Raw genomic sequence first — 12,638 nt, forward strand, 5'->3', positions numbered from 1 at the left:
TCAAAGCTCCTCGAAATGAACGGGAAACAGTTCGGTTGGGCTTTCCACTTTCATCAGGTGATAGGCGCTGAACTCGTAATGCGGTCCGGTGTCGAGGTCTGAAGGAGAGTAAGGAAACGCCAGATTGCCGGATGGATTGATCACGTCAGGGTAATGGTAGTGCAAGAGGCTTCCGCTGATGAAGTGGCAGGCAGCATGGGCGATATCCTGGCTGTCGGCAACCACATCGATAACAAGCCCCAATTCATGTCCTGAGGGAGCGGCTGGCTCGAGCGCCTTCATCACGCCGTTGCGGCCATAGAGGTGAAAGGTGATTGTCAGGGTTTTTGGCGCGAAATAATCGATTGTCTTCACGCGGATTTCTTCCAGCAGGCGCTCGATGGCACTGGCCAGAGTGGGACAGCGCAAGCCGGCGATGCAGATCGAGCGATAGCCGGCCAGACGCGCGCCTTCGAGCTTGATGTAATAGGCTTCGGTATCGGTTATTTTTGCCCCGGTCACTTTGACCTGGCGCGGGTTGATCTGTTCGAAGGCGCAGTCGGAGAGATTGATGATATGGCCGGGTCCACCCTGCGAGAAGGGGTCTTCGCGTTCGTAGAGAGAGTGGGCAGCAACGGATTTCACCGATGCTCGCCGATCGACGCTGCCGGGTTCGAGCACGAAATGGTCATCATGGATGGTACCAAGCATCACATCCATGGCAAAAGGCTCGGCGGAAAACGCCCCGCATTCGAGGATTTTTCCCATATGAATGGCAAGAGCCGGGTTGGCGCCGCGCCAGATCGGATAGGATGCAATGACGGAGTCATCGCAGGCGCGACCGGCGATGATGATGTCTGCTCCGGCTTCCAGTGCCTGACAGATCGGCTCGTGGCCCATTTGTGCCACCAGATTGCAGGTCTCATCGAGCATCGCTTCTGTCAGCGGCGCGCCGACTTCAAAATCGATCACCTCGCCAGCACGCACGGCAGCCTTTGCCCGTTCGACCGGGATATCGGAATAGATAAAGGCGAGTTTGCGTTTGATGCCCAATTCGGCAACGATGTCGCGGACAAGGGCGACCGTGCGGTCGACCTGCGCGCCCGTGCCCGCGCCCCCGGCGCTGCCCACGATGACCGGGATACCGGCCTGATAGGCGGCGGTGATCAGCTGCTTGAGTTCGCGCCGAATGCCAAAATCCGATACCAGTGGCTCGTTCGAACCCAGATAGGAGGGGCCGGGATCGGTGGAACCGGCATCGACGGCAATGACCTGAGGGCCCAGGGCCATTCCGCGTGCGAGTGCTTCGGCACCGAAGCCGTAACCCAAAGTTCCGGTGGGGGTGAGAACTGTAATCGTGCCACTGATTGCCATGAGATACTTCCATTTTATCGAGATATTATTGGCAATACTTCTGCAAGCCAGTAGCGGAAGTATTTCCAATCTCGATAAAGGATGCGCTGCAAGGCTGCAGGAAAGCAAATTGCTTATCGGCAGTCAGACATAACTTTTTGTCATGTCTGGAGCCGACCAGGCGCAATGGCTTGCGTGAGTTCGGCAATTTTCGCCGGCAGGGCGCTGCGCACATGCCGGATGAGGGCCTGGGTGCCGAGAGAGGGCTCGCGAAAACTGGGCGTGACGACCCAGATATCCTGGCGGATATCCGGCGAGAACGGTTTCACCACAATCTCGTCGCGGGTGAAGCCGACCGGGCTCAACGGATCGACGATCGCCACCCCCCTGCCTGCGGAGACGAAGGAGCAGATGCTTTCCGACAGCTGGGATTTCAGGACAATGTTGCGGGATACATTATGCTCGCCAAAGGTGCGATCAATTTCGATCTGGGCCCGGTCTTCCTCTACGAGCGAAATGAATTTTTCATTCTCCAGATCGCGCACGGTGATGATGTCTTTTTCGGCCAAGGGGTGCCAGGGCGGCAAGACACAGACCGCCTGCATCGAGCAGAGATGCGAGAAATGCACGCCGGGACGCTCGGTGCGGGTCATGCCGAAGCCGACATCGATCCCTTGGGTGGCGACCCGATCCACCAGCAGCCAGGAATTGCGACTGGTCAGATTCAGCCTGATTTTCTTTTTCTCGAGAAATTCGGCGAGGATCAGGGGCAGCACGCGTGTGCCGAGCGAGGGAAACACCACCAGATCAATTTCGCCAAAATCGAAATTCTTGATGGCGCGCGCCCGTGCCGAGATGGATTCAAGTCCCAGGAACACCCGTTCGACTTCTGAATAGAGCATTTCCCCTTCGGCGGTAGGAAGCACGCCGTTCTTCTGGCGCAGAAACAGTTGAAAGCCGCAGCTGTGCTCAAGCAGCGTGATCAACTTGCTGACGGCCGGCTGGGTGAGGTGCAGCTTTTCTGCGGCGCGTGTGAAACTGCCAAGCTCCATAATGGCCTTGAAGGCCTCGAGTTGTCTGATATTCATAACTGTTGGTTATCTCAGATGCATGAATTGCAATTTGCGGTTTCTCTTTCACGATACCTAATATCCACAGTTAAGCAAACAACAACATAAGGGGAACTTGACCATGCAACGCAATCACAGCACCAAGATTGCCTTCACCGCCCTGGCTTTCGGCCTGATGGGTGGACCGGCCTTCGCGCAGTCTGCAATCACTGTCGCCACCTATGGTGGTGAGTGGGGGGCAGCGTTGCAAGCCTGCATCATCGATCCGTTTACCAAGGCGACCAACATCAAGGTGACCCCGGAGCCCGGGGTTTCCGGGGTCACACTGAGCAAATTGCTTCAGCAAAAAGACGCGCCGGTTCTCGATGCGGTCTGGCTGGATGGCGGCGTGTCTGAGCAGGCGGCAGCCCAAGGCGTGATCGCTCCGATCGACCCCAAACAGGTCCCTGGCGTTGACGGGCTTGTTGCGGAAGGCAGCTACAAGGATGACGCAGGCAATATATTCGCGGTGAGCACCGGCTTTTATTCGCTCGGCCTGGTCTACAACAAGGACCAGGTGGAAACGCCACCCAAATCGTGGCAGGATCTGTGGCGTGCGGATTATGAAGGTGCAGTGACATTTCCAAGCCCCGCCAATGCGATGGGCGTGCCGTTTCTCGCAGAGCTTGCCAAACACAAGGCTACGCCGCTTAGCGCGATGGCTCCGGTTCTCGATGCGGTCCAGAAATTGCGGGTTGCGGCCTATTTCGATACGGCCGGTGCGGGTACCAACCTGTTCCAGAGCGGTGAGGTTATCGCTGGGGCGCATTATGCGAGTTCGGCATTTGCCATGCGCGACCAGGGCCTGCCGATCGAATTCGTGGTCCCGGAGGAAGGTGCGATTGGCGGTGATATCAGATTGCATCTGGTTGCCAACACGCCGCGCAGGGAAGCAGCGGAAAAGTTTATCGATTTTGCCGTGAGCAAGGCGGCGGCGCAATGCATGTCCGAGCGGATTTTCGTCGGTCCGGCAACCAAAGGCGTTGAATTGTCTGACAATGCGAAGCAGAAAATGCCATGGGGTGCGGATGGCAGCGTGAAGAATCTGTCGCTTCCCAACTGGAATGAGATCAACTCCAACCGGGCCAGGGTGATTGAGGATTTCAATCGCGCCGTTGCCGGCAAAAAATGATCGATGAGGCTGAGTGCGGATCCGAGATCCTCACAGGTCCCGGATCCGCAGGCGCTGTAGCTTCATGTGGATCTCACGGCTCAGCGTCCAAGCAGATCGGTGATGGCCTGTTCGATGACCGCGGTGTCGGCGGCATTCAAGCCTTCACCGGCAACGTGGCCCCATGCGGATTGCAGAATGCGCAATTCAGCCCTTGGGATCTGCGCTGCCTCCTGTGTTACGCCGGGCTTGGGCGTCGCGGCCACCCTGGTGAGGCCACGCGGACGGCAGCGGACGCTGGTTCTCAGCCCGCAGGCGTGGCAATCAGATCTGATAGCCGCGGGCGGCGAGCGCGTTCTCTGCTTTGTGAAGACGGGTTCGCGGGCGATCCAGACCGGCTCGACACCGGTATTTGAGGGCGAGAAACACTAGAGCCAGAAAACTGATTGTTGCCATTGCTGCAAAAAACTCTTCCATCATCGCTCACCTGTGTTCATTGTTACGCAGAGCTTAACGTTGAAGGATTGGATCGGATCCCGAAACGAGAAAAAATGATGCCCGCACCCTGTTGTCTTTGGCTTATGAGCGGATCATCGCGGAGCAGGCAACACGCTTTTCTGGCTGGCTGGGGTTGTTGCTATGAAATAGGCGGTTCGTGTTCGATTGCGCCCAATCGATCGCCGAGATTGCAGCGCAAGCATGCGCAGGCACCCGAAGGATCAAGGATTTTTTTTGGAATTTTGTTCGGCCTCCTGCAATCGTTGCAACAGGTCCTCGAAGGTCTGATCCGGCGCAGCGCGCGGGAGCGAATTGAGTTCATTCAACGCTTCACCGATGGCCTGTGCAGGGTGTAGGGCCAGCGCCTTTTTTCGGGCAACCGCACGATGCGCCGCGCGGAGCAGGTGATTGTGAAGGCGCATTGCGGACCATCTTTCAGCTTGCAGTGTCCACACTAACAGCTCGGTGGGGGTTTGGTTCCACAGTTTTGCAGGCAATTATCCTTCCTGTCAGCACGGCCCGTGGCCGCCCAGGCCAAGGGCGGCACACGAGCCTCACGATTTATGAGGAGGACTATTGCGGTGGCTTCTTGCGCCGCGCAAGCATATTGAGCGCTTCAACCAAGGCCGAAAAGCCCATGGCGGCATAGATATAGCCTTTGGGGACATGCACGCCAAAACCGTCAGCGATCAACGTCATGCCGATCATCAGCAGGAACCCGAGGGCCAGCATGACAATGGTCGGATTGGCGGCAATGAAACGTGACAAGGGATCGGCGGCCAGCAACATCACGGCGACTGCGGACAGCACAGCGATGACCATGATGGCAATTTCGTCGGTCATACCGACCGCGGTGATGATGGAATCCACCGAAAACACCAGGTCAAGAATGAGAATTTGAACGATCGCCGCTCCCATTGTCAGTTGCACGGCCTTTCCGGCGATGTTTTCCCGACCATCATGCGGGTCGACACTATGATGAATTTCCTTTGTGGCCTTGAAGACGAGAAAAAGTCCGCCGGCGATCAGGATGATGTCGCGCCATGAAAATCCGTGACCGAAGGCCTCGAAGAGTGGTTCTTTGAGCTGAACGATGATTGAAATTGTAAACAGCAGCGCAAGTCGCAAGATCAAAGCCGCGCCAATGCCGATCCGTCGGGCCTTCGACTGCAACGGCAGCGGCAATTTGTTGGTGAGAATGGAAATGAAGATCAGATTGTCGATGCCAAGCACAATCTCCATCGTCACCAGAGTAATCAGTGCCGCCCAACCCCCAGGGCTCGACAGAAATGCCAGATGCTGCGCAATAAACTCCATAGGATGGATCCCTCAAAAACAGCGCTAAAACAAAACCGTGACAGTCACGACGACGTTTCAATAGGGATAGATAGATCATCGGTTTCAGCGGATTTGGCAAGAGGCGAATGTCAAGACGGCCACGCAGTCCGGCAAGGGGCCAATCCGCCTGTTCTCGGCGCGACGGGGCAGGGCTGTGTACAAATGACGGATCTGTCAAGGAGGGTCTCTGGTGCGTCTTGCCGGGAAGGAAACCGGGCTGCCTCTGGCGCAGCGAGCGTCGGCTGGATGATGGATACGCAAGCAGCCCGCTCCCTGTCACAATGAAAGAACGACAATCCGAAAGGCTTTGGTCGGGACAGACGGCATTTTGCCTTGGAGATAATGGTGTTCTCGCCCTCAGCACGGCCGATCGAAAACGCGGCGGCGAGAATGACTGCCGCTGCGCAAAGGCATTTGTCTTGCGTGGATTTTTTTTATAGAGCTTTTGGAGGGCAGCATGACCGCTTAGGGATTGAAGGCGGTTGAGGGGGCGATCACACGATGATCACGATTGACGAGCGCGATATAGATGCGGCGCGTTTTTGCAAGCATGTACAAACAATCTGGGTCAACACAACCGGGAGAACGCCAGAGGGCGGACTGCGGCTTGCCGCTCTATGCTTGTTTTTGCAGATGCGCGAACGCCATGGATTTCCATTTTTGGAGCCGCAGGGCATAGCGGATTCCTATCAATTGCGGGATTGGCGTATTAAGCTTCATCAGGACTTTGGCATTCGGGATCTGAACCGCTCGGAGTGGGACGACGTTTCGTCGGATCTCCTCCGCCATTTTCAAGAGCTGGTCGGTTTCGAGCACGATCATCTGGTGTTGCTCAGAAGGCTCGATTTTATCGTCGAGAGATTAAACGACACGCTTGGCAAAGAGCATGCAGTCTCTCGTCGCATTGAGCGCTTCGTTGCAGCTTTCGTGACGCGCTGGGATGCCTTGGGTGGCAGCGTGATCGATTTGAGCGGGTCGACCAATGGTGAAATCGGCATTGCCCTGCAGGCACGCGGTGCGATGGGCGCTTATTATCTTTCTTTGGCCAACACGCCGCTGCGCTTTGAGGTCTGCCTGCGGCTGCGCGCCCATGGCGTGCGGTTTGCGGACTTTTCTGACCGCAGCGAGGATGAGATTGCCCATTCGGCACAGGCAGTCTATGGCTATCCTGCCAGGCGACTGAGCTCCAGACTGCGCAGTGCCGCCATGCAGCGCGACGATGGCCGTCGCTTTTTGGCGGAAAGTGGTGGTCTGGAAATCGTCCATCGATTTTTGCGGTCTGGACCCAAGCGGCGTGCCGTGATCATCGTCCCCACAAGCGAGCTTCGGGTCGGAGGATGGCGCGCCGCGTTGCGCGTTGCGCTTCTTGAACACGGACAGATCCACGGGGTGATTGACCTGCCCAAGCGCGTTTCTGGCGGCTCCGCTCTTTCGATGGTGGTTGCTGCATCTCACGACTGGCAACGCATCCGGCCAGAGGTTTTGCTGTTGAATGGGCGGGCGCTTGATGGTTTGCGCGACGAGCCTTTGGAGCAGTTGGCTCAGTTTTTAAGCTTTCCCTTCGGCGTCGATCTTGCCCTTGGCGGCATTGATCGTCTCGAGCGAGCTGATGAACGGCTCAGCGAAGCGCTGCAGGACCGTGCGCACAAGATGTTCCGTTCCGGTCTGAGCGAAGCGCCAGGACTTTTTCGCTATGAGTCGGTGGAAGCCATTCTCAGGCTAAGCAATGCCTCGCTTCGGGCCAGCGATTGGATCCCCGAACGGAGCGTTGATCGTGCCGGCGACCTTCTGGATGCAACACCGCTGCATGGGTTTCTTGGAGTGCCTGAGCGCGCGTGCTGCCTCTATATTATTGGCAATAACGGGACGGGAAAAAGCATGCTTTTGCGCCAGCTTGCCAGCGCCTATGGGGACCGGCAACGCGCGGTGCGGGCGGTTGCCTCCGCGCCCACTGACCGGTTTGCGACCAGGATGCGATTGGATCATGACTATATTTATCTTGGGGCAAGAACCGGTGTTGGAGGCACGCAGCCGCGGTTGCTGGGACGGCAGCTGGCGGAGCTGGTCAAGTCGATTCATGACGACCCTGACAAGGTCCGGGTCTTTGAGGCGATTCTCGAGCTCCTGCTGTTCTCGGGTCACTATTTTCTGTTGCCAGAGACCGCGGATTCAGACTTTCTGGAATCGATCCGCGAATTCGGGCGCGACGTCATCGATGACGATCTGCGCGGATGGAAGCTGGGCTTTCGCAAGCCGGATTCACATACGATCATTCCTTTTGATCATCTCAGCACCGGTGAGCAGCAAATCCTGCTCTTGGTCGCTAAACTGGTGGCACACGCAGCCAAGGACGTGTTGTTTTTGGTCGATGAACCGGAAACAAGCCTCCATGTCGGCTGGCAGAGAGCGCTACCGACGGTGTTTGAGAAAGTCTCGCAGCGATTTTGCTGTCAAATCGTCATTGCGACCCATTCTCCGGTGCTGATTTCCACGGCACATGGTGATCAGAGTTATTGCTTCAAAGCAGGAGGGGGCGTCCTTGACTTGATCGACGAAAGGGCGGCCAGCAGTGTCGAGCGCGTGCTTTTCCAGGGTTTCAACATCTATACGGAAAACAATCGCGAAGTGCATGAACGCTGCGCGGAACTGGTGTCGGATGCGATTGGCGCTGTGAATAGGTCGACCCAGCCGGAGTTGCAAAATCTTCTCGATGAGCTCGAGCAAATGAAGCAAAAGGTTGCGATCTCGCAACCGATGCTTGAGGCCACGGCAACTGCGCTGCCTCTGGATCTGATCGAGAAAGCCCAGCTGGCGATCACGGAATTGCGTCGTTCCGTTGAGCCTGCGGTAAAAATGCCATGAAAAAGCTGATTGCTTTCGAACAGGATTTTGGCGAAGCGGTGCTGGTTTCGAAGGAAGCGAAGACATTTTTCCGGCATTGGCGCAAGGCTGCAGCAGGCAATAGTGGGTCCTGGGCCGCGATTCGGGCCGCTTCCTTCACGCTGTCGGGAAAGCAACATTCCGGTTCAAAACTGATATCCAGGCTGCGCAAGCAGTTGATCGCCACACAAGGCGGTCGCTGCTGTTACTGCCGCAACCCGCTTGACGGCATTGCCTATGCTCAGCCGATCGAGCATATTCTGCCGCGCCATGCCTATGGCCAATATACGTTCAGCTATCGCAATCTTGCCGTGGCCTGTTTCATCTGTAATCACGTGAAAGCCAAAGACAACTGGTCCACATGGCCAGCCGGGCGCAACAAATACATATCGAAGAAATCATGCGAAGGGTTTTTTCATGCCCGTCTGCATGATTATCATGAGCATGTGCGCTATTTCCGGCTCGAAACCAATGATGTCTCCATCAATATTTACACCGGGCTGACCCCGCAAGGCCGTCATCTCTGTGAGGATCTGCTCCGGCGATCCGCGCAACGGCGGATGGCGATGCGGGCAAATCCGCGTCTGTCGTCCGCAATGGACAGACTGCATCTTCAGATTGATCGACTGGAGGAGGCTGAAGAGCATCCGGCGCTGATGGCCTTCATGCAGCTTTTGGGCGCAGCTGCCGATCCTGTCTCATGACGATTTTTGTGGCAGCACGGCCGTATCGCAACAAGCCGGTAAACCAAAAATAGCCCCGCATTCCCAAAGGAATTGCGGGGCTGCCTCGTCGAAGCCGGGGCTTACCTGCGATAGGCCAAGCCACCCCAGATGCGACCTTCCTCGCGATGACGTCCGCCATGCACGGCCCCAATATAGGCGGCCGCTGCAGCAACCAGGGCGGAGGCGGCCAGGAAGAACGCTGTCAGAATGCCGGTGATGCGGGCCTGTTCGGCAGCAGCTGCCGCTTTGGCCTTGGCATCTTCGACAGCCTTTTCGGCCTGCGCCTTTACATCGGCGAGCGTCTTCTGCGCTTCATCGACCTTTGCCTGTGCTTCCGTGCGCAGAGCCTGAACACGGCGCACCGTTTCATCAACACGGGTTTGCGCATCGGTCTGGCTGATGCCGGTGCGGCTTGCGATCTGGTTTGACAACCACGCCTTATCGGCTTCGGGTATTTCGCCCGTTGTCAGCAAGTTGCCGAGGATGCCTGTCACCTGACGCTGGAACGCTGCCATATCTTGAACCTCCTGGCCGGCGCCGGTGGTCTGGGCGTCATTGCGCAACAGGCCATCGGTAAGGTAATCGAGCGGATTGGCTTTCAAACCTTCTGGCAACATTTGCTCGATGGAAGGTGCTGCCGCTTGGCCCGCGCCCTGGGCGACGCCGCCCACAGCATTGCCAGCGCCCGAGACAATACCGCCGGCAAGCTGTCCTGCACCCTGTGCGGTTCCTCCGGCCACTGCGCCAGCCGCTTCTACCGCGGTCTGCGCTGCGCCACCGACGGCTTTGGCACCACCGGATATGATGCTTATGGCAAACAAGGCGGAAACAATGGTCCCCAACCCCCAGACCACAAGGCCATTCAGACCGTCGCGCACGGTCGATTCGTCGCGGGTTGCGGTTCCGGTCGGCCGACGCATTCTTCCGGCGATATAGCCGCCGAGCATATAGGATGCCACCATTGAGAGGATGAGGAACAGCGCGGTGATCACCAGCCAAACGGTGCTCAACTCACCGCCGTCATCGACGGAGAAGGAACTGAGGCCCAGTCCACTGGCAAAAGTGGTCATGACCACCATCACGCCGGATGCAACCGCTGCACCCGCGAAGATGGCTGCCCAGTCAACATAGCTTCGGTCGGATGTGTTTTCGATCACAGTTTGGTCTACCATCAACGTAATCCCAGAAAAGAAAGGATGAACAACACGATCACAACAAGACCGACTAAATAGATGATAGAGTTCATGTTGACTTATCTCCTCTTAAGATACGTATCTGACAGAACATCGTGTTTTGCGACGTTTTCTTCTGCGATGTTAACTCGACAGCACCTGAAAAGTTTCAGCGCCTCTCAACTTAATTTTATCCGCTGTCCTTCCTGTCACTCGCGGATGAATGAACGATTGCACAACGAGCGAGCCTGCGATCGGTGTCTTTGCATCCGAGGCGCTGCCGTGGGGCGCGCGGAGGGTTCCGCCTTGTTGTCGCGGGTCTGCAGCAAGCGCCGCTTGGGAGCGGCTGCGATCAGAATGGGGCGGCTTTCGGGGTCCTGACCGGGCAAAGCTGGGACTTGTGGGCGGTCGGATTTGCGAGATTCTGCGCCAGGCGAGGATTGCAGTTGCTCCCTCAGCCTAGGGATATCTATTCGAGCCCGACCTGATTTAGTTTGCCACCGAATTCTATGGAGCAAACTTTGACTATTGGAAAACATCTGGCCGTGTCGGCGTGTGGCGCAAGTGGCCTCGCCTTCACGGTGTTCATCATCGTGCTTGTCAACCATCTGACCGGCTTCAATCTTTTTGCATTGAACGTTTATGCGATTGTGCCGGTTGGCGGGATGATTGCGGGATTTGCCGCCGCCTCGGGCTATTATTTTTCTTGCATCGGATTCAGCGTGCGGCCGAATGTGGCGGTGCTGGCACAGATCATTCTTGCCTCGGCATTGGCGCAGATTCTGGTTTACTACGCCGAGTTCCGATGGATGAGCTTTGACGATGGAACCGCGCTTTCCACGGTGATGAGCTTCTCGGGCTATATGAAAGCTTATCTGCAAGCTCTGCATATATATGGTGGCCGCCATCTGCGCGATTTGGGTCCTATGCAAGGCGCGGGATGGTGGTTCGCCGGCATTGAATATTTGGGCTTCCTGATGGGCGGCCTTGTGGTCTATCTGGCCTTAAAGGCGCATCCTGTTTGCAGAACCTGCAACTGCTATCTCAAGCAGCTGGCCAGCAAGCATCAATATTTTTCAGATTCTGACACCTTTGCCATGCAGTATCAGACGCTGCCCGATCTGGCTGAGAACGTCGAGGCGTTGACGTCGCTTCTGGCGCTGAGCCCTTCGCGTGATGCGCAAGAGCCGGGCCATATCAAGCTGACCACAACCTTATATGGCTGTTCGCGATGCAAAGGTGAACGCCTTGAACAGCGGGTCAGGATTCATACAGAAAAAGGCTGGAGAACCGCGGATGATCAAGCCCGCCAATTTGACCTCCCGGAAGGGGCAAGCGTGAGAGCCTGTTTCGACTAATTGCGTCGCAGCATCCGAGCAAATATTGAAGAGGGCGGGTCAACGGCGGAATCTGGCTTGTCCAGGAACCATAAAAAGCATCCCAATTTCTGACGGGTTGCATTGCCGCGGCTAATCCGGCACATAAAACCGACAGGCCCAGGCCTTATGAATCTTGCCGCGTTTGGGTGTCTTCGGACAGGGTGATCTGCGGCCGTGCCCACGATTGTTGTGGTCGACTAAAAGGAATATACAGCCTGTATGTGGGACGTGGCAGGCTGTAGAGGTCCTGGTGTATAATATCCTGCACCGGGACCTCACCGCATTTCCTCCGTGCATGCCTGAAAAGCTGCCGGCACAAATCCGCTCCCGTATTGTTGTGATTGTCTGCATTTGAGCGCCATGATCAAATGATGGGCGCCTGTTTCTGCCGATGCAGGCGTGGCGCTCCGAATATATCAACACCTTCCGGCTCCTTGGTTCGGAGCGCCTCCGGTTCTCACTCTCCTCAAAGCAAATCCGCATACAGCGTTTCACAGAGCCCAGGCGATAGGAGTGGGGGGGCGGCAAGCGATCTTGGCGGATGGCCTATCTGCGGTTCCTGTCGAAATGAACGGATAACCTCCAAATCTTGTGAGGACTTAGTTGGGATTTCCATCAGCTCATATCTTCACCTAGACTGGAGGCGCAAGGAGGAAATCATGATGAGAAATCCAGTGAGCTTGGTGTCAGGAACCTGCTTTCTTCTGGTCGGCATGTTCATGCTGGCCCTGCATGGGACACTCGTCGGCACGAGTGAGACATTCGGCATCGGAGTGATCGTCGGCATGGCATTGGCGACGGGAGCCGCAATTCTTGTTATACGCACCGTAATGGATGGGGACCAGGAGCAGAAATGACCATACCGAACTCACCCAAATGCGGGTTTTGTGGTAAAACGCAATTCCACTTGCAGCCGCTTGTAATTGAGAATTGCCCGAAACCATTCGCGGCGATTGTCTGTGGCTCATGCCATGCAATGTTAGGCTTGGCTCAGTCGCAGTCCCTGCAGCTCAATCCCCTGTCGGCGGAGAATGAGGCGTGATCCCCATCAATTGCCCTCTCACCCTGCGCGGCAGCCATTCGAGGCGTCGTCG

At 56.6% G+C, this 12,638-nt stretch carries 11 protein-coding genes; 6 read left to right on the forward strand and 5 right to left on the reverse strand.

Annotated elements, in window-relative coordinates:
* Both ABWV94_RS22355 and ABWV94_RS22360 read right to left on the reverse strand, forming a co-directional pair.
* Positions 1-1,353 carry an acyclic terpene utilization AtuA family protein gene (locus ABWV94_RS22355; protein WP_353415399.1) on the reverse strand — a complete coding sequence of 451 codons (1,353 nt, stop codon included), beginning with the start codon at positions 1,351-1,353 and terminating at the stop codon, positions 1-3.
* Positions 1,354-1,493: 140 nt separating this feature from the next.
* Positions 1,494-2,420: a LysR substrate-binding domain-containing protein gene (locus tag ABWV94_RS22360; RefSeq protein ID WP_353415400.1), complete on the reverse strand. Its 927-nt coding sequence runs from the start codon at positions 2,418-2,420 to the stop codon at positions 1,494-1,496.
* Between the two features lie 103 nt (positions 2,421-2,523).
* Between ABWV94_RS22360 and ABWV94_RS22365 the strand changes: the two genes are divergently transcribed.
* Positions 2,524-3,573 carry an ABC transporter substrate-binding protein gene (locus ABWV94_RS22365; protein ID WP_353415401.1) on the forward strand — a complete coding sequence of 350 codons (1,050 nt, stop codon included), beginning with the start codon at positions 2,524-2,526 and terminating at the stop codon, positions 3,571-3,573.
* Positions 3,574-3,750: 177 nt separating this feature from the next.
* The gene (locus tag ABWV94_RS22370) at positions 3,751-3,984 is read left to right on the forward strand and encodes a hypothetical protein (protein ID WP_353415402.1); all 234 of its coding nucleotides are present in this window, start codon (positions 3,751-3,753) and stop codon (positions 3,982-3,984) included.
* A gap of 287 nt (positions 3,985-4,271) precedes the next feature.
* Here the strand turns inward: ABWV94_RS22370 and ABWV94_RS22375 are convergent, their stop codons facing one another.
* The gene (locus ABWV94_RS22375; protein WP_162761664.1) at positions 4,272-4,547 is read right to left on the reverse strand and encodes a hypothetical protein; all 276 of its coding nucleotides are present in this window, start codon (positions 4,545-4,547) and stop codon (positions 4,272-4,274) included.
* A gap of 76 nt (positions 4,548-4,623) precedes the next feature.
* Positions 4,624-5,367: a TerC family protein gene (locus ABWV94_RS22380; RefSeq protein ID WP_113496585.1), complete on the reverse strand. Its 744-nt coding sequence runs from the start codon at positions 5,365-5,367 to the stop codon at positions 4,624-4,626.
* A gap of 522 nt (positions 5,368-5,889) precedes the next feature.
* Between ABWV94_RS22380 and ABWV94_RS22385 the strand changes: the two genes are divergently transcribed.
* Positions 5,890-8,250, forward strand: coding sequence for an AAA family ATPase (locus ABWV94_RS22385; RefSeq protein ID WP_353415403.1), 2,361 nt, complete (start codon positions 5,890-5,892; stop codon positions 8,248-8,250).
* Positions 8,247-8,972 (forward strand): HNH endonuclease, encoded by a 726-nt coding sequence (locus ABWV94_RS22390; protein WP_353415404.1) that lies wholly within the window; start codon positions 8,247-8,249, stop codon positions 8,970-8,972. Before ABWV94_RS22385 ends, ABWV94_RS22390 begins: the two co-directional genes overlap by 4 nt.
* Before the next feature lie 101 nt (positions 8,973-9,073).
* On the opposite strand, the gene ABWV94_RS22395 is transcribed toward ABWV94_RS22390, so the two are convergent.
* Positions 9,074-10,165, reverse strand: a complete 1,092-nt coding sequence (locus ABWV94_RS22395) for a hypothetical protein (RefSeq protein ID WP_353415405.1) — start codon at positions 10,163-10,165, stop codon at positions 9,074-9,076.
* Positions 10,166-10,674: 509 nt separating this feature from the next.
* Here ABWV94_RS22395 and ABWV94_RS22400 point away from each other — a divergent pair.
* The gene (locus tag ABWV94_RS22400) at positions 10,675-11,523 is read left to right on the forward strand and encodes a hypothetical protein (protein WP_353415406.1); all 849 of its coding nucleotides are present in this window, start codon (positions 10,675-10,677) and stop codon (positions 11,521-11,523) included.
* A 680-nt stretch (positions 11,524-12,203) separates the two neighbouring features.
* Positions 12,204-12,401, forward strand: a complete 198-nt coding sequence (locus ABWV94_RS22405; RefSeq protein ID WP_353415407.1) for a hypothetical protein — start codon at positions 12,204-12,206, stop codon at positions 12,399-12,401.
* The last annotated feature ends 237 nt before the right edge of the window (positions 12,402-12,638 follow it).

Source organism: Brucella sp. NBRC 12953 (assembly GCF_040369775.1).
Taxonomy (GTDB): domain Bacteria; phylum Pseudomonadota; class Alphaproteobacteria; order Rhizobiales; family Rhizobiaceae; genus Brucella; species Brucella pseudogrignonensis.